We start from the raw sequence: 17,998 nt of genomic DNA, 5'->3' as shown, positions 1-17,998 counted from the left end.
AATGTCAGGCGTCCCACGACGCCCGAACGGCCCGCCTTGACCCCGACGCCGCGTCAGCCCCTAGCGTCGTACCCGCGCAGCCGCGGGCGGCCGGACCGGGGGAGGGGAAGGCACCGATGGGGCACGCCGCGGGCGAGGCCGCCCGCCTGAGCGGCCAGACCGTGCACGCCCTCCACCACTACGACCGCATCGGCCTGCTCACACCGGCCGGGCGCACCCCCTCCGGCTACCGCGACTGCAGCGACACCGACCTGGAGCGCCAGCACCGCCTGGCCACCGAACGCATCGACCGCCTGCGCACCGTCGCACGCGCCCTGGAACACCTCTTGGAGGCCGACACCGTGGAACTGGACCTGACCGCCGCCCAGCGACTCGAACTCTTCGGCGACTTCGACGTGGACACCCACACCGAACAGGCCAGACGCCGCTGGGGGTCCACCCCCGCATGGGAGCAGTCCTGCCGCCGCACCGGATCCCGCACCGCCCAGGACTGGCAGCGCATCAAGGACGAGTCCGACCGGATCTACCGTGCCCTGGCCCATGCCATGGACGGGGGCGCACCCCCCGACGGCCCCGTCGCCACGGACCTGGCCCAGGCCCACCGCGACCACATCACCCGCTGGTTCTACGACTGCGCGCCCGAGGTCCACCGGGGGCTGGGCCGGATGTACGTGGAGGACCCGCGTTTCACCGCCGCACTGGACACCTACGGCCGTGGGCTGTCCGCCTACCTGTGCGCGGCCTTCGCCGCCAACGCCGACCGCCGCGAGCCCTGAACCGCCTCTCCCGGCACCGCACGGCGGTGGTCCGCGCCGCACGGGTACGGTGCGGACCACCAAAGATCCATGTTTTCGTGAATTCACGAGAACGTGTACTCTAGTGGCATGCTCGCCCTCGCCACCGGAATCGACGCGCTGGCCCGCTTCGGCCGCGCCCTGGCCGACCCCCTGCGCTGCCGCATCCTGCTCGCCCTGCGGGAAAGCCCCGCACACCCCGCCGACCTCGCCGAGCAGCTGGACGTCAGCCGTACCCGCCTGTCCAACCACCTGGCCTGCCTGCGCGACTGCGGCCTGGTCGTCGCCGTCCCCGTGGGCCGCCGCTCCCGCTACGAACTCGCCGATCCCCGCCTGGCCCACGCCCTGGACGACCTGCGCGCCGCCGTCCTGGCCGTGAACACCGACCAGGCCTGCACCGACGACCAGAGAACGTGCTGATGACCGCCCCACCACCCACCGACCAGCGCCGCGCGGCCCTGACCCGACGCATCCGCCTCCTGGTCGCCGCCACCATCGCCTACAACCTCGTCGAAGCCGTCGTCGCCCTGTCCGCCGGCGCCCTCGCCTCTTCCACCGCCCTCATCGGATTCGGCCTGGACTCCCTCATCGAGGTGTCCTCGGCCGCCGCCGTGGCCTGGCAGTTCTCCGCACGCCGACCCGAGGTACGCCAGGCCCGCGAACGCCGGGCGCTGCGCGTCATCGCCGTGTCGTTCTTCGCACTGGCCGCCTACGTCACCTTCGACGCCCTGCACACCCTCCTCCTCGGCGGCACCGAGGCCGCCCCCTCAGCCGTGGGCATCGCCGTCGCCGCGCTGTCGGTGGTGATCATGCCCGCGCTGTCCCTGGCCCAGCGCCGCACCGGGACCGCACTCGGCTCGGCCTCGGCGGTGGCCGACTCCAAGCAGACCCTGCTGTGCGCCTACCTGTCCGCGGCCCTGCTCGTGGGCCTGCTCGCCAACGCACTGCTCGGATGGGCGTGGGCCGACCCGGCCGCCGCCCTGTTCATCGCGGCCCTGGCCCTCAGGGAGGGCCGCCGGGCCTGGAAGGGCGAGGGCTGCTGCGCCCCGACCGGAATCGCCCTGGCCGTCACCCCCGGCACCGACGCGTGCTCCTGCCGCCACTGACCCGCGCGGCCCCGCGCCCTCATCAACCGGTACACCGAGGACCAGCGCCGACACGTATCGTCCTTCGATGAGGTCCTTGACCTGGCACGCGCTCCACCCCGCCGCGCTGAGGGAACGGGGGCGCCGCGGGAGGGCAGGCCGCTCGCCCGCGGCCAAAGACCAGGGCGAACGCCGCCGGGGGCCGATCAGGGCCAGAGCGGGTCAATTCTCGGTGCACCAGGTTTGCAGTCGTTCCCAAGCGGTCAGTGTGAACACCGAGAGTCATCAAACCTTGCTTTCCGTGATTCGGAGGCTCACCCATGACCGACGACAAAGAACAGGACGCCAAGAACCGGCTCCTGGAAGCATCCCGGACCGACTCGGCGGGCCCCCTCACCACCGATACCGGTGTCCGTGTCGAGGACACCGACAACGCGTTGAGCGTCGGCGAGCGCGGTCCGACCCTGCTGGAGGACTTCCACGCCCGGGAGAAGATCACCCACTTCGACCACGAGCGCATCCCGGAGAGGGTCGTGCACGCCAGGGGTGCGGGCGCCTACGGCCACTTCACGCCCTACGAGGACCTGTCCGACGTGACGTCCGCGCACTTTCTGAGCGGCCCCGACGTCACCACACCGGTCTTCGTCCGCTTCTCCACCGTGGCGGGCTCCCGCGGGTCGGCGGACACAGTGCGCGACGTCCGGGGCTTCGCGGTCAAGTTCTACACCACGCAGGGCAACTACGACCTGGTCGGCAACAACATGCCGGTCTTCTTCATCCAGGACGGCATCAAGTTCCCGGACTTCGTGCACGCGGTCAAACCGGAGCCCCACAACGAGATCCCGCAGGCCCAGTCCGCCCACGACACCCTGTGGGACTTCGTGGGCCTGCAACCGGAGACCACCCACATGATGATGTGGCTGATGTCCGACCGCGCGATCCCGCGCAGCTACCGGACCATGCAGGGCTTCGGAGTCCACACCTTCCGGTTCGTCAACGCCCAGGGCCGGGGCACCTTCGTCAAGTTCCACTGGACGCCCCTGCTCGGCACGCACTCGCTGGTCTGGGACGAGGCCCAGCGCATCCAGGGCAAGGACCCCGACTACAACCGCCGCGACCTGTGGGAGGCCATCGAACGCGGCCAGTACCCCGAATGGGAGCTGGGTGTGCAACTGGTGCCCGAGGAGGACGAGCACCGCTTCGCCTTCGATCTGCTGGACGCCACGAAGATTATCCCCGAAGAGGAAGTCCCGGTCAGGCCGATCGGAAGACTGGTCCTGAACCGCAACCCGGACAACTTCTTCGCCGAGACCGAGCAGGTCGCCTTCCACACGGCCAACGTGGTCCCGGGCATCGACTTCACCAACGACCCCCTGCTCCAAGCCCGCAACTTCTCCTATCTGGACACGCAGTTGCTGCGCCTGGGCGGCTCCAACTTCCAGCAAATACCGGTCAACCGACCAGTGGCGCAGGTGAGCAACAACCAGCGCGACGGGTTCGCCCAGCACCGAGTGCACCGCGGGCGGACCTCGTACTTCCCGAACTCCCTGGGCGGCGGCTGCCCGGCCCTGGCCGACGAGAGCGTCTACCGGCACTACACGGAGAAGTTGGAAGGCCGCAAGGTCCGGCAGCGTGCGGAGAGCTTCAAGGACCACTACTCCCAGGCGCGGCTGTTCCTCAACAGCCTCTCCCACTGGGAGCGGGACCACCTCGTCGCCGCCTTCCGCTTCGAACTCGGCAAGTGCGAGGAGCTCGGGGTGCGCCGACGCGTGGTCGCCAACCTGGTCAACGTCGACTACGCCCTTGCCGCTGACGTCGCCGAGGGCATAGGGGTGGAACCGCCCCAGGAACCCGAGACCGCCACCGGTCCCGCCCCCGCCTCACCCGCTCTCAGCCAGGCCAACACCGCCTTCGGCGCCCTGACCGGACGCCAGGTCGCGGTCCTGGTCGCTCACGGGGTGGACAGCACGGCCGCCGAGGCGCTGCGCGACTCCCTCACGGCCAGGGGGGCTGTCGTGGAGATGCTCGCGCCACTGGACGGGGAGGTACGTACCCGCGACGGCGCAACCCTGCAGGTAGACCGCGCCCACACCACCGTGTCCTCGGTGCTCTACGACGCCGTGGCGGTTCCGGGCGGCGAGGTCGAGGCGCTCACCGTGGACGGCGCGGCCCGGCACTTCGTCCTGGAGGCGTACAAGCACCACAAAGCGATCGCTGCGATCGGTGCCGGAGCCGCACTGCTCAACGGCCCCGGGGTGCCCGAGTCGCTGTCGCGCCCCGTCCAGGGAACGGACAGCACCCACGGCGTGGTGCGGTCGCCCGACGCCGACCACGAACTCACCGAGGAGTTCGCCCGGCTGATCGGCCTGCACCGCCACTGGGACCGGCCCACCGACGGCGTCGGCGCCTGATACCCGCCCCTCCCACACACGGGAGGGGCTCCGGCGGCGGCGCACGGACACCACGCGCCGCCGTCCGCGTTTCAGCTCGGCTGGATCTCCCCGCCGGTCGGGGCGAGGGTCTCACCCGTGTAGTAGGACGAGAGGCGCCCGCTCGCGAAGAACACGTACGAAGGGGCGATCTCGTCTGGATCGGCGGCCCGGCCCATGGGCGCCTGCGCACCGAAGCCCTCGGTACCGCGCTCGCCCAGCGTTGCGGGGATCAGCGGCGTCCACACCGGCCCCGGGGCCACACAGTTCACTCGGATGCCCCGCCCCCGCAGGGCCTTGGACAGTGACAGGGACAGGTTCATGACCGCGGACTTGCTCGCCGCGTAGTCGATCAGCGAGTCATTTGCCCCGCAGACCGTTGACCGAGCCGGTGATGATGATGGCTCCCCCCTCGGACATGTACGGGAGCGCCTCGCGGATCGTCCAGAACACCCCCATCACGTTGACGTCGAACGTCCGGCGCAGAACCTCCGTGCTCAGGTCCGTGAAGTCGTCGACCGGGCTCTGGGTGGCAGCGTGCTCCACCAGCACATCGATGCCGCCCAACTCCTCGGCGGCCCGGCGCACCAGCTCAGAGCAGTGGGACTCATCGGCCACATCGCCCCGGACCGCAACCGCGCGGCGTCCCTCCCTCTCCACCAGGCCAACCGTGTGCCGGGCCTCCTCGTCCTCACTCAGGTAACCGAAGACCACGTCCGCACCCTCCTTGGCGAACGCCACCGCCACGGCACGGCCGATCCCGGAGTCGCCCCCCGTGATCAGCGCCCGGCTGCCCCGCAGCAGCTCCCCGCCTTCGTATCCGCGCATCTCGTCACGGGGCTGAGGCTCCATGGGGCCGGTCCGTCCGGGGTGGTCCTGGCTCTGGGCCGGCGGCTGTCTGTCACCCATCTCCCTCTCCCCCCGCTCGCCCTCCGTCTCCGCGGCGCGGAGGGACCCCCCTGAGCCGGACCCGGACGCGACCGCCGACCACCGCTGCCTCCAGGCTCTCCAGCGCCGCCGTTGCGGGCCCGTGGACGACCGAACCGTCGTCGACACGGAACTCACTGCCGTGCCACGGGCACCGCAGGCACCCGTGCGCCAGGGTGCCCTCCGCCAGCGGCGCGCCCCTATGGGGGCACGTCCCGATCAGGGCGCGCACGGTCGCACCCGACCGCACGACCACGATCGGCGTACCGTTCACCCACGCCTGCCCCAACTCGCCGTCGGCGAAGCCGTCGAGGGCGCCGAGGTCGCTCCACTGCGCCGGTATGCGGTCGAGCAGGTGGTCCGCGTGGTTGGCGCCCACCGCCCGGTAGTAGGCGAGGTGGCCGCCGAGGGATCCACCCTCACCGACCGCGCCGAGGCCTGCCAGGGCCAGGGCGAGGCCCCACCCGTCCCGGCCGCGAGTACGCGCCAGCGAGGAGGCCCCGAAAAGCAGCATCCCGCAGCCATTGGCCGCGGCGTGGACCACGCCGACGCGCTTGTGCCGCCTGTGCTCGCTGGACAGGTCGACCAGTCCGCTGAACGCGGCCGGCAGCGAGCTCAGCAGCCCGACGTTGATCAGGGCGTGCGCTCCGGCCCGGTGGTCACCGGGCAACAGGTCCAACAGTGTCGCCGACAGCCACGCGCCCAGGGGCAGATGTACCGCGAGCGGATGCACCGGATGCCCGAGGTGGACACCGTTCACCAGGTCCCGCACGGGTCCGTCGGGTACCGTGTCGGCCAGCTCCTGGAGCCGGTCCGCCGCCGGATCGAGTCGTTCCTCGCGCTCGATCGTGCGTACGCGTTCTCCGAGTCTCATGGCAGGGCCACTACCCACAGCCCTCGCCATCATGCGGGCCCAGCCCATCTCACACCGTTTGTGAACTGGGATTTTATCCCGGCAAGCCGCCTTCGGGCAGAGCGGTGCCGACCATCGGCCCCCACCGCCCCGAAGGCTCTGGCCAGGAGTGGTGCGGGTGACCGCGGCCAACACCGCATCCGTACCGTGCGCACTCCAAAACACGCCGTGAGGGCGGGGTTCTCACCGCCTCGATGACCGTCGGGTGAGACGACTGTTTCTCGCGTGTTACGGCCGGACACCTCCAGGCAACGCGCCCTTCCTACCTTCGGTTTCGTCAACACCACCGAGTAGGAAGGGCCGGCCGTGACCCCCGAAGCCGGAACACGCACGGGCAAGCACTGGATCAGCGACTGGGATCCGGAGAACGACAGGTTCTGGAACACCACCGGCCGACCCATCGCCAAGCGCAACCTGTGGGCGTCCATCTTCTCCGAGCACATCGGCTTCTCCGTCTGGAGCTTCTGGTCGGTGCTCGCCCTGTTCATGACGCCCGACGCCGGATTCGACTGGGCGCCCGAGCAGAAGTTCCTGCTCGTGTCGATCGTCTCCCTCGTCGGTGCCGTCCTGCGCATCCCCTACACCCTGGCCGTGCCCATGTTCGGCGGGCGCAACTGGACGATCATCTCCTCGATCACCCTGCTCGTGCCCACCCTGCTGGCCGTCTACCTCATCCAGCACCCCGAGACGCCCTACTGGGTGTTCGTGGCCCTGGCCGCCACCGCGGGCGTAGGCGGAGGCAACTTCTCCTCCTCCATGGCCAACATCAACTTCTTCTTCCCCGAGAAGGAGAAGGGCTGGGCCCTGGGCATGAACGCCGGCGGCGGCAACATCGGCGTCGCCACCGTCCAGCTCGTCGGCCTAGCCATCATCGCCGTCTTCACCGTCGAAGGCGGAGCGCTCGTCCCACTGTTCTACGTGCCCTTCATCCTGCTGGCCATCTGGGTGGCCTCTCGCGGCATGCACAACCTCACCAGCGCCAAGCCCGACATCAGCGCCCAACTGGCCGCCACCAAGGACCGCCACTTCTGGATGATGTCGGTGCTCTACATCGGCACGTTCGGCTCCTTCATCGGCTTCGGCTTCGCCTTCGGCCTGCTGCTGCAGAACCAGTTCGGCCTCCAGCCGCTCCAGGCCGCCATGGTCACCTTCCTCGGCCCGGCCATCGGCTCCCTCATCCGCCCCATCGGCGGCAAGATGGCCGACCGCTTCGGCGGCGCCCGCGTCACCCTGCTCAACTTCCTGGCCATGGTCGCCGGCACCGGAGTCGTCATCTTCTCCATCAACGCCGACCACCTCGCCCTGTTCGTCTCCGCGTTCATCGTGGTGTTCGTCCTCACCGGTGTCGGCAACGGCTCCACCTACAAGATGATCCCCTCCATCTACGCCGCCAAGGCCCAGAACGCCATCGCCGAAGGCGCGCCCCGCGAGGACACCCTGGCCTTCAACAAGCGCGTCTCCAGCTCCATGCTCGGCCTCATCGGCGCCATGGGAGCCCTGGGCGGCGTCGGCATCAACCTCGTCTTCCGCGAGTCCTTCGCCTCCACCGGCTCCGCCGCACCCGGCTTCATCGCCTTCCTGATGTACTACCTGGTGTGCGCCGCCCTGACCTACCTCGTCTACATGCGCACCCCTGCCCTGACCGCCACCGCCCAGGCCACCACCACGGAGACGGCTGCACGATGACCCAGGCCCCGAGCACCCGGACCCACTGCCCCTACTGCGCCCTGCAGTGCGCCATGCACCTGCAGCCGGCAGACGACGGCACCCTCACCGCCCGCCCGGCCGACTTCCCCACCAACCGGGGAGGCCTGTGCCGCAAGGGGTGGACCTCCGCCGAGGTGCTCACCGTCCCCGACCGCCTCACCAGGCCCCTGATGCGCAAAGACCGCAACGCGGACCTGGTCGAGGTGGACTGGAACACCGCCCTGGACCACATCGCCGAACGCCTGCTCACCCTCCGGGCGGAGTCGGGTCCCGACACGGTGTCGGTGTTCGGCAGCGGCGGCCTCACCAACGAGAAGTCCTACGCCCTGGGCAAGTTCGCCCGCCTGGCACTGGGCACCTCCCAGATCGACTACAACGGCCGCTTCTGCATGTCCTCGGCCGCCGCCGGCAGCGTCAAGGCCTTCGGCCTGGACCGGGGCATGCCCTTCCCCCTCACCGACGTCGGCACCTGCGAGGTCGTCCTGCTGGCCGGCGCCAACCCCGCCGAGACCATGCCCCCGATGATGGGCCACCTGTCCGCACCCACCCTCATCGTCATCGACCCCCGCCGCTCCGCCACCGCCCAGGCCGCCCTCGCAGGCGGCGGCATGCACCTGGCCCCCCGACCCGGCACCGACCTCGCCTTGGCCCTGGGCCTGCTGCACGCCGCCCACATCGGCGGCCACACCGACCGCGACTACGTCGCCGCCCGCACCACCGGCTTCGACCACACCTGGGAACACGCCGCCGCCTGGTGGCCCGAACGCACCGAGCAGGTCACCGGCGTCCCCGCCACCCAGATCCGCGCCGCCGCCGACCTGCTCGGCCAGGCCGCGGCCCACCGCTCCGCCTACATCCTCACCGGCCGCGGCACCGAACAGCACTCCAAGGGCACCGACACCGTCTCCGCCTGGATCAACCTCGCCCTGGCCCTGGGCCTGCCCGGCCGCCAGGGCAGCGGATACGGCTGCATCACCGGCCAGGGCAACGGCCAGGGCGGCCGCGAACACGGCCAGAAGGCCGACCAGCTCCCCGGCTACCGCAAGATCGACGATCCCGCCGCCCGCGCCCACGTCGCCGGCGTGTGGGGCGTGGACCCCGACACCCTGCCCGGCCCCGGACGCTCCGCCTTCGAACTCCTCGACGCCCTCGGCGACGGCGGCGGGCCCCGCGCCATGCTCCTGTTCGGCTCCAACCCCGTCGTCTCCGCACCCGACACCGACCGCGTCCGCGCCCGCATCGCCTCCCTGGACTTCCTCGTCGCCGCCGACTTCGTCCTGTCCGAGACCGCCGCCATGGCCGACGTCGTCCTGCCCACCGCCCAGTGGGCCGAGGAATCGGGCACCATGACCAACCTCGAAGGGCGCATCCTGCGCCGCAGCCGCGCCACAGCGCCCCCCGCAGGCGTGCGCACCGACCTGGAGATCCTCTCCGCGCTGGCCACCCGCCTGGGACAGCCCGCCCAACGCTTCCCCACCGACCCCGACACCGTCCTGGCCGAACTCGGCCGCGCCTCCTCCGGCGGCGTCGCCGACTACTCCGGCGCCACCCCCCAGCGCCTCGACGACGGCGAAGCCCTCTACTGGCCCGTACGCGCCGACTCCGCCCCCACCCCCCGCCTGTTCCTGGACTCCTTCGCCCACCCAGACGGGCGCGCCCGCTTCCACAGCGTCGAACACCGCCCCCCGGCCGAGGACACCGACCCCGACTACCCGCTCCTGGCCACCACCGGACGCCTCATGGGCCACTACCAGTCCGGCGCCCAAACCCGCCGCGTCGACGAACTCACCGCCGCCGAACCCGACGCCTACGTCGAGGTCCACCCCGACACCGCCGCCCGCGCCGGACTCACCCACGGCCAGTGGGCCCGCCTCACCTCCCGCCGCGGCCACACCCGCGCCCGCGTCAGGCTCACCCCCACCGCCCGCCTGGACACCGTCTTCGTCCCCTTCCACTACGCGGGCGAACAGAGCGCCAACAACCTCACCAACCCCGCACTGGACCCCACCAGCCGCATGCCCGAGTTCAAGGTCGCCGCCGTGCGCCTGGAACCCGACCCCGCACCCTGAACACCCACCGCAACCGACCGCCGCCCGGCCGACGCCGCCCGGGACACCCCATCCCACACCAGGAGGCACAGTTGAACACCATGACCAGCGCACCCGCGCGCCAGATCGTGGTCGTCGGCAACGGCATGGTCGGCGCCCGCTTCGCCGGGGAGGCCGCACGCCTGGACCCCGCGGGCGAACGCGCCCACATCACCGTCGTCGGCCAGGAGAGCGAACCCGCCTACAACCGCGTCCTGCTCTCAGGCATCGTCGCCGACGACTACACACCCGACCAGATCCGCCTGCCCGTGCCCGACACACCCGGCGTCACCATCCGCACCGGCACCGCCGCCACCGCCATCGACACCCAACAGCACACCCTGGCCCTGGACGACGGCACCCACCTGACCTACGACGAACTCGTCCTGGCCACCGGCGCCCGCGCATCCTTCCCCCCCATCACCGGCGTCGCCCACCCCGACGGCACCCCCGGAGAGGGCGTCACCGCCCTGCGCGACCTCGCCGACTGCCAGCGCCTGCTGTCCCTGGTGCGCCCCGGCGCCCCCGTCGTCGTCCTGGGCGGCGGCGTCCTGGGCCTGGAAGCTGCCCGCGGACTCACCAGCCGCGGTGCCCGCGTCTCCGTCGTGGAGTCCTCGCCCTGGATCATGCGCCGCCAGATCGACAAGCCCGCCGCCAAGATCCTGGGCCGCCTCTACGGGGAGCTGGGCGTGACCGTCCACTCCTGGAGGGTCGCCTCCCGCTGGATCCCCGGCACCGGCCTGGAACTGGACGACGGCCGCATCCTGCCCGGCGACGTCCTCGTCGTCACCGCCGGCGTGCGCGGCAACATCGAACTGGCCCAGAGCGCCGGCATCGAGACCGACCACGGCATCGTCATCGACGACCACCTGTCCACCTCCGACCCGCGCGTCCACGCCATCGGCGACTGCGCCCAGCACCCCGGCGGCGGCGCCGGACTGGTCCAGCCCGGATGGGAACAGGCCGCCGTCCTGGCCAAGCGCCTCATCGGCACCGACCCCAGCGCCGCCTACCGCGGCAGCACACCCGTCACCCGCCTCAAGGCCGAAGGCATCGAACTCACCTCCTTCGGCACCGTCCACGAAGACGACGACCACCCCGACCTGGACACCGTCACCGTCAGCGACCCCCACGGCGGCCGCTACGCCAAACTCGTGGTCCGCGACGAACGCGTCGTCGGCGCCGTCCTGCTGGGCTTCCCCGAGGCCGCCGCCACCGTCTCCCAACTCCACGACACCGGCGCGCCCGTGCCCGCCGACCGCCTCGCCCTCGTCCAGGGCCTGCCCACCGCCGCACCCCAGGACGACCCCGCCGACAGCGGAGAAAGCCTCGTGTGCCGCTGCAACGCCGTCACCCGCACCGACATCGAACAGGCCTGGCTGGACGGCGCCCGCGACCGCGAGGCCGTCGCCTGCTCCACCCGCGCCACCACCGGCTGCGGCGGATGCGTGCGCGACGTCAACGCCCTGCTCGCCGACCTGAACTCGGCCAACCCCGCGCCCACCGGCTGACCGGCACCGCCGCCGCGCTCTCCCCAGAAAGGGGGCGGGGCCGCCTCCCACGGCGCAGCCCTACCCCAGGCCAGGCGGGCCTTGGCCGCCCCGCCCCCTCAGTCCTTGTTCACCGCCACAGGCGAGGAGAACTCGGACCGGTCTCCTCCCCGCTGCCGGGTCGTCCACTCGTACACGGCCACCGACACCAGCCACAGCACAGTGATCGGGAGGACGAACCACAGCATCGCTGCACTGTAGGGCAGCAGCGCCGCGTGGTCGGTGGCCTCCAGCACCAGGTAGGCGATGTAGGCGGCGTAGAACCCCACCAGCAGGGCGCCCTCCCAGCGCGCCACACCCAGCCGGGTCAGGGAGAGCGGCAGCAGCACCAGCGCCACCGCCACCATGATCGGCAGGTCGAAGCGCAGCGCCTCGGGTGCCACCGCGATCCCCGAGGGGGCCACCACCGCCGTCAGCCCGAGCACCGCACCGATGTTGAACAGGTTGCTGCCCACGACGTTGCCCACCGCCATGTCGCGCTCACCCCGCACCACCGCCACCACACACGTCACCAGTTCCGGCAGGGACGTACCGATGGCGACCACGGTCAGCCCGATGAGCAGGTCGCTCACTCCCAGCGCCGCGGCGATCTCGCTGGCCCCGTACACCAACAGCCGCGCGCCGACCACCAACAGGGCCGTGCCCAGCAGCACCAGCCCCACATCCACCAGGACCCGCCGCGCCCGCCCCCCGGAGCGCGCCGTCCCGGGACCGCCGTCGGCCCCACCGACGCCCTCCTCCTCGGGGGCGGCAGCGGCGCGCCGACGGGAGACCACCACCGTGACCGTGATGTAGACCACCAGGGCCGCGACCAGCACCGCGCCGTCCAGGCGCCCCACCGTGCCGTCCAGCGCCATCACCAGCACCACCACCGACAGCAGTACCATCACCGGGATGTCGGTGCGCACCACCTGGGAGCGCACCAGCAGCGGCACGAACAGCGCCGCCGCCCCCAGGACGAACAGGACGTTGGCGATGTTGCTGCCCACAACGTTGCCCACGGCCAGACCCGGATAGCCCGACAGCGCGGCACCGGTGCTGACGGCCAGCTCCGGCGCCGACGTGGTGAAGGACACCACGGTCAACCCCACGACCAGGGAGGACATGCCCAGGCTCCGGGCCAGGGAGCCGGCCCCCCGGACGAGCGACTCCCCTCCGACGATCAACAGTACGAACCCCGCCAACAAGGCGAGAAACACCACAGCGTCCACAGGAGCCTTTCCGTTCCTACCGCATCCGCGCTCGACATACCCAACGGTAGGGGTTTCTCCCCCCGAGGGAGGCCCCGATGCCCCGATTCGCAGGGGCTCCGCGCCCACGGGGGCGGGCACCGGGCGGGGGAGCGGCAACCCGCTCACACCGTCAGCAGGCCTCCAGCCGGTCCGTACTCACGGTGTAACTGCACCCGTCGAAGTCCGCGGTGAGCCTGAGCCCGCCTCCGAGCGCACCCACATAGCGCGCGATCGCCTCGACGGTGAACACCTCGCCCTGTTCGATCTGGCTGACACGCCCCTTGGCCGCACCCATCCTCCCGGCGACATCAGCCCGGGTCAGACCACGCTCCTCGCGGATCCGGACGAGCCGCTGCGCGTCGACCCCGGCCAGCAGCTCCCGACGCCCGCCCCAGCAACCCGCGCCACCCGACCGATCACACATCTCTCACCTGCGGTGACAGCACAACGAAACGCGGCCGTCACAATCGCCTGACGCGCGGGTAACACCCTCCCGGTTGCCTGAAAAACAGACACCGGCCCGCACCCGTCAGGAGCCCGCACCCCATGGAAGAACTCGTCGTCATCGGCAACGGCATGGTCGGCCACCGACTCCTGGAGGCCCTCCGCGACCGCGACACCGACCACCAGTGGCACACCACCATCGTCGGCGAGGAACCCCGCACCGCCTACGACCGCGTCGCCCTGTCCTCCTACTTCGACGGCGCCACCGCCGCCGACCTCTCCCTGGGCGAGCAGACCGGCGACCACCTCGACGTGCACGTGTCCGAACGCGCCAGCGCCATCGACCGCACCGCGCGCACCGTCACCACCGACAGCGGCCGCACCCTGCCCTACGACCGCCTCGTCCTGGCCACCGGGTCCACCCCCTTCGTCCCGCCCATCCCCGGCCACGACCTGCCCGGCTGCCACGTCTACCGCACCATCGAAGACCTCGACGCCATCACCGCCTCCGCCAAGGACGCCGCCACCGGCGTCGTCATCGGCGGCGGACTGCTGGGCCTGGAAGCGGCCAACGCCCTGCGCCTGCTCGGCCTCAACGCCCACGTCGTCGAACTCGCCCCCCACCTCATGCCCGCCCAGATCGACGAAGGTGCCGGCGCCCTGCTCAAGAACCTGGTCAGCGACCTGGGCGTCACCGTCCACACCGGCGCCGCCACCACCGCCATCGAAGCGGGCCCCGACGGCCGCGCCACCCGCCTGCTCCTGGACAACGGCACCCGCCTGGACGCCGACATGGTCGTCTTCTCCGTCGGCATCCGCCCCCGTGACGACCTCGCCCGCTCCAGCGGCCTCGCCCTGGGCCAACGCGGCGGCATCGCCATCGACAACACCTGCACCACCAGCGACCCCCGCATCTACGCCATCGGCGAGGCCGCCAACCACAACGGCACCGTCTACGGCCTCATCGCCCCCGGCAACGCCATGGCCGAGGTCGTCGCCGACCGCCTCCTGGGCGGCAGAGCCACCTTCACCGGAGCCGACACCTCCACCAAGCTCAAGCTCCTGGGCGTGGACGTGGCCAGCTTCGGCGACGCCCACGGCCGCACCGAAGGCGCCCTCGACGTCGTCGTCAACGACGCCGCCAGCGGCCGCTACGCCAAGCTCGTCATCTCCGACGACGCCGCCACCCTCCTGGGCGGCGTTCTCGTCGGCGACGCCTCCGCCTACGCCACTCTGCGCCCCCTGGTCGGCTCCCCCCTGCCCGGCGACCCCCTCACCCTCATCACCCCCGACGGCGGCCCCGCCCTGGGCGCCGACGCCCTGCCCGAGGACGCCCAGGTCTGCTCCTGCAACGCCGTCACCAAGGGCACCATCTGCTCAGCCATCGACGGGGGCCACCACGACGTGCCCGCCCTCAAGGCCTGCACCAAGGCCGGCACCAGTTGCGGCTCGTGCGTGCCCATGCTCAAGCAACTCCTGGACCAGGCCGGAATCGAACAGTCCAAGGCCCTGTGCGAACACTTCCCCCAGGCACGCGCCGAACTCGTCGAGATCATCCGGGCCACCAACACCACGACCTTCTCCGCCCTCATCGAGGCCTACGGCACCGGCCACGGCTGCGACATCTGCAAGCCCGCCGTCGCCTCTATCCTCGCCTCCCTGGGCAACGGCCACATCCTCGACGGCGAACAGGCCACCCTCCAGGACACCAACGACCGCTACCTCGCCAACATGCAGCGCAACGGCACCTACTCCGTCGTGCCCCGCATCCCCGGCGGCGAGATCACCCCCGACAAGCTCATCGTCATCGGCGAAGTCGCCCGCGACTTCAACCTCTACACCAAGATCACCGGCGGCCAACGCATCGACCTCTTCGGCGCCCGCCTCGAACAACTGCCCGCCATCTGGGCCCGCCTCGTCCACGCCGGCTTCGAATCCGGCCACGCCTACGGCAAGTCCCTGCGCACCGTCAAGTCCTGCGTGGGCACCACCTGGTGCCGCTACGGCGTCCAGGACTCCGTCGGCCTGGCCATCCGCCTCGAAGAGCGCTACCGCGGCCTGCGCTCACCCCACAAACTCAAGTCCGCCGTCTCCGGATGCGCCCGCGAATGCGCCGAGGCACGCGGCAAGGACTTCGGCGTCATCGCCACCGACAACGGCTGGAACCTCTACGTCGGCGGCAACGGCGGCTTCACCCCCCGCCACGCCGAACTCCTCGCCTCGGACCTGGACGAGGAAACCCTCATCCGCTACATCGACCGGTTCCTGATGTTCTACATCCGCACCGCCGACCGCCTCCAGCGCACCGCACCCTGGATCGAAGCCCTCGAAGGCGGCCTCGACCACCTCCACGACGTCGTCGTCAACGACTCCCTCGGCATCGGCGAAGAGCTCGAACAGGCCATGGAGCGCCACGTCGCCAGCTACAGCGACGAATGGGCCGACGTCCTCACCGACCCCGACAAGCTCTCCCGCTTCGTCTCCTTCGCCAACGCCCCCGACACGCCCGACCCCACCATCACCTTCACCACCGAACGCGACCAGCCCATCCCCGGCACACCCCTCGACCTCGGCATGCCCGCCACCCGACCCCAGGAGGCCAACCGATGACCACCGCCACAGCCACCGACACCTGGATCAACGCCTGCCCCGCCCCGCGCCTGGCACCCGCCGACGGCGTCGCCGTCCTACTGCCCGACGGCCGCCAGGCCGCCCTCTTCCGCACCCGCGACGACGAACTGTACGCGGTCGACAACATCGACCCCTTCACCCACGCGGCCGTCCTCTCACGCGGTATCGTCGGCGACCGCGCCGGAGAACCCACCATCGCCTCACCCATGCTCAAGAACGTCTTCTCCCTGCGCACCGGACAGAGCCTGGACGACCCCGACACCCGCCTGACCACCTGGCCCGTACGCACCACCGGCGACACCATCCAGATCCGCACCCGCGCCAGCGAAGAGGAAACACCGTGACCAGCAGTGTGCCGACCGCACCCGCACCGCCCACCACCGCGCCCCTGGCCGGGTTCACCATCGCCGTCACCGCCGCCCGCCGCGCCGACGAACTCACCGCACTGCTGCGCCGCAAAGGCGCCGAGGTCGTCGCCGCACCCGCACTGCGCATCGTCCCCCTCAGCGACGACCAGCGCCTGGCCGCGGTCTCCACCGAACTCACCCGCCGACCCGCCGACGTCGTCATCGCCACCACCGGCATCGGCTTCCGCGGCTGGATCGAGGCCTGCGAGACCTGGGGCATGGCCGAACCCCTCCTGGCCTCCATGCGCGGCTCCCGCGTCCTGGCCCGCGGCCCCAAGGCCAAGGGCGCCATCCGCGCCGCCGGCCTCAACGAGGAGTGGTCGCCCCCTTCCGAATCCTCCGCCGAAGTCCTCGACTACCTCCTCGACAAAGGCGTTGAAGGACTGCGCGTGGCCATCCAGCTCCACGGCGAACCCCTGCCCGACTTCACCGCCGCACTGCGCCTGGCCGGAGCCGAGGTCGTCGAGGTCCCCGTCTACCGCTGGACCCAACCAGCCGACACCGCCCCCCTGGACCGCCTCATCGACACCATCACCGGCGGCGGCGTCGACGCCGTCACCTTTACCAGCGCACCCGCCGCCGCCGGGCTCCTCCAGCGCGCCCACACCCTCGAACAGCACGGCACCCTGGTCAACGCCCTGCGCGGCAACGTCCTGGCCATGTGCGTGGGCCCGGTCACCGCCCGCCCCCTCATGGCCCACGACATCCCCACCGTGTGGCCCCAACGCGCCCGCATCGGAGCCCAGGTCCGCAAACTCGCCGAAGAGCTTCCCGCCCGCTTCCCCACGCTCCACGTCGCCGGACACCGCCTGCGCCTGCGCGGACACGCCGTCCTCGTCGACGGCGCCGTCCACGCCCTCTCACCCACCCTCATGCGCCTCATGCGCGAACTCGCCCGCCGCCCCGGCCAGGTCCGCGACCGCACCCACCTGCTCACCTGCCTGGGCGAGGACGCCGACGCCCACGCCGTGGAGACCGCCGTGGCCCGCCTGCGCACCGCCCTGGGCGACGCCAAGATCATCCAGACCGTCGTCAAGCGCGGCTACCGCCTGGCCCTGGACACCGACGAGTGCAGCCGATGAACCGACACCCCGCCCTCATCCTGGCCGTGCACGGCACCCGCCGCCCCCACGGCACCGCCATCGCCCACTCCCTGGCCCTGCGCGTCGCCGAGATCACCCGCCAGCCCACCCACCTGGCCTTCGCCGACGTCCTCACCCCCACCGTCGGCGACGTCGCGGCCGCCACCCCCGGCCCCCTCGTGGTCGTCCCCGCCTTCCTGGCCAGCGGCTACCACGTGCGCACCGACCTCCCCGAACAGCTCGCCCACGCAGGGCGCGCCGACGCCGTCCTCACCCCCGCCCTGGGCCACCACCCCGCCCTCACCGACGCAGCCGTGCGCCGCCTCACCCAGGCCGGGTACCGCCCCGGCGACGCCGTCGTCCTGGCCTGCGCCGGCACCTCCGACCCCCGGGCCAAGGCCGAGCTGCACACCGCGGCACGCGCCCTGGCCACCCGCCTGGGCACCCCCGTCACCTGCAGCTACATCGCCACCGGCACCCCCACCGTCGCCGACCAGGTCCAGCGCCTGCGCGCCCAGGGCCACCAGCGCGTGGCCATCGCCTCCTGGCTGCTCGCCCCCGGCCTGTTCCACGACCGCCTCGCCCGCTGCGGAGCCGACGTCGTGGCCGCCCCCCTGTGCCCCGACCCGGGCATCGCCCACGCCGTGGCCGAGCGCTACCGCCGGGCCGCCATCCCCCAGCCGGTCTGAGCGCGCCGGTCGGCGGGGCGG

14 protein-coding genes and 1 pseudogene are annotated in these 17,998 nt (G+C 71.6%); 11 read left to right on the top strand and 4 right to left on the bottom strand.

Features of this window, described 5'->3' with window-relative positions; translation table 11 throughout:
• The first annotated feature begins 116 nt into the window (after positions 1 to 116).
• The 4 genes from B042_RS0107035 to B042_RS0107020 all read left to right on the top strand — a co-directional run bounded on the left by B042_RS0107035 (position 117) and on the right by B042_RS0107020 (position 4,290).
• Positions 117 to 776 (top strand): TipAS antibiotic-recognition domain-containing protein, encoded by a 660-nt coding sequence (locus B042_RS0107035; RefSeq protein WP_028647689.1) that lies wholly within the window; start codon positions 117 to 119, stop codon positions 774 to 776.
• Between the two features lie 108 nt (positions 777 to 884).
• Positions 885 to 1,214 (top strand): helix-turn-helix transcriptional regulator, encoded by a 330-nt coding sequence (locus tag B042_RS0107030; RefSeq protein WP_028647688.1) that lies wholly within the window; start codon positions 885 to 887, stop codon positions 1,212 to 1,214.
• The gene (locus tag B042_RS0107025) at positions 1,214 to 1,900 is read left to right on the top strand and encodes a cation transporter (protein ID WP_028647687.1); all 687 of its coding nucleotides are present in this window, start codon (positions 1,214 to 1,216) and stop codon (positions 1,898 to 1,900) included. The genes B042_RS0107030 and B042_RS0107025 overlap by 1 nt, the downstream gene beginning before the upstream one ends.
• A 299-nt stretch (positions 1,901 to 2,199) precedes the next feature.
• Entirely contained in the window at positions 2,200 to 4,290 is a 2,091-nt protein-coding gene (locus B042_RS0107020; RefSeq protein WP_028647686.1) for a catalase, read from the top strand.
• Between the two features lie 71 nt (positions 4,291 to 4,361).
• On the opposite strand, the pseudogene B042_RS22220 reads toward B042_RS0107020, so the two are convergent.
• Positions 4,362 to 5,217 (bottom strand): annotated as a pseudogene (locus B042_RS22220) (SDR family oxidoreductase).
• Entirely contained in the window at positions 5,210 to 6,109 is a 900-nt protein-coding gene (locus B042_RS22215) for a Rieske 2Fe-2S domain-containing protein (RefSeq protein WP_051415518.1), read from the bottom strand. Before B042_RS22215 ends, B042_RS22220 begins: the two are co-directional and overlap by 8 nt.
• 345 nt (positions 6,110 to 6,454) lie before the next feature.
• Between B042_RS22215 and B042_RS0107005 the strand changes: the two genes are divergently transcribed.
• The 3 genes from B042_RS0107005 to B042_RS0106995 all read left to right on the top strand — a co-directional run bounded on the left by B042_RS0107005 (position 6,455) and on the right by B042_RS0106995 (position 11,453).
• Positions 6,455 to 7,834, top strand: coding sequence for an MFS transporter (locus B042_RS0107005; protein ID WP_028647685.1), 1,380 nt, complete (start codon positions 6,455 to 6,457; stop codon positions 7,832 to 7,834).
• Positions 7,831 to 9,924: a molybdopterin oxidoreductase family protein gene (locus B042_RS0107000; protein WP_028647684.1), complete on the top strand. Its 2,094-nt coding sequence runs from the start codon at positions 7,831 to 7,833 to the stop codon at positions 9,922 to 9,924. The genes B042_RS0107005 and B042_RS0107000 overlap by 4 nt, the downstream gene beginning before the upstream one ends.
• Before the next feature lie 80 nt (positions 9,925 to 10,004).
• On the top strand, positions 10,005 to 11,453 hold the full coding sequence (locus B042_RS0106995; RefSeq protein ID WP_369797679.1) for an FAD-dependent oxidoreductase: 1,449 nt from the start codon (positions 10,005 to 10,007) through the stop codon (positions 11,451 to 11,453).
• Between the two features lie 98 nt (positions 11,454 to 11,551).
• On the opposite strand, the gene B042_RS22210 is transcribed toward B042_RS0106995, so the two are convergent.
• Both B042_RS22210 and B042_RS22205 read right to left on the bottom strand, forming a co-directional pair.
• Positions 11,552 to 12,694, bottom strand: coding sequence for a calcium/sodium antiporter (locus B042_RS22210; protein ID WP_231493858.1), 1,143 nt, complete (start codon positions 12,692 to 12,694; stop codon positions 11,552 to 11,554).
• A 160-nt stretch (positions 12,695 to 12,854) separates the two neighbouring features.
• Complete coding sequence (locus B042_RS22205) at positions 12,855 to 13,148, bottom strand: helix-turn-helix domain-containing protein (RefSeq protein WP_051415517.1); 294 nt, start codon at positions 13,146 to 13,148, stop codon at positions 12,855 to 12,857.
• A gap of 122 nt (positions 13,149 to 13,270) precedes the next feature.
• Here B042_RS22205 and nirB point away from each other — a divergent pair, with 122 nt between their 5' ends.
• The 4 genes from nirB to B042_RS0106965 are packed head-to-tail and all read left to right on the top strand — an operon-like array spanning position 13,271 to position 17,977.
• On the top strand, positions 13,271 to 15,778 hold the full coding sequence (gene nirB / locus B042_RS0106980) for a nitrite reductase large subunit NirB (RefSeq protein ID WP_028647682.1): 2,508 nt from the start codon (positions 13,271 to 13,273) through the stop codon (positions 15,776 to 15,778).
• Positions 15,775 to 16,143, top strand: coding sequence for a nitrite reductase small subunit NirD (nirD, locus tag B042_RS0106975; protein WP_028647681.1), 369 nt, complete (start codon positions 15,775 to 15,777; stop codon positions 16,141 to 16,143). The genes nirB and nirD overlap by 4 nt, the downstream gene beginning before the upstream one ends.
• Positions 16,140 to 17,288: a uroporphyrinogen-III synthase gene (locus tag B042_RS0106970; protein ID WP_028647680.1), complete on the top strand. Its 1,149-nt coding sequence runs from the start codon at positions 16,140 to 16,142 to the stop codon at positions 17,286 to 17,288. The genes nirD and B042_RS0106970 overlap by 4 nt, the downstream gene beginning before the upstream one ends.
• Positions 17,285 to 17,977 (top strand): sirohydrochlorin chelatase, encoded by a 693-nt coding sequence (locus tag B042_RS0106965; RefSeq protein WP_028647679.1) that lies wholly within the window; start codon positions 17,285 to 17,287, stop codon positions 17,975 to 17,977. The genes B042_RS0106970 and B042_RS0106965 overlap by 4 nt, the downstream gene beginning before the upstream one ends.
• Positions 17,978 to 17,998 lie beyond the last annotated feature (21 nt).

Origin of the sequence: Nocardiopsis sp. CNT312, from assembly GCF_000515115.1 — a bacterium.
Lineage (GTDB): Bacteria > Actinomycetota > Actinomycetes > Streptosporangiales > Streptosporangiaceae > Nocardiopsis.
The sequence above is the reverse complement of the archived record's forward strand: the minus strand, read 5'-3'. Positions and strand labels throughout refer to the sequence as shown.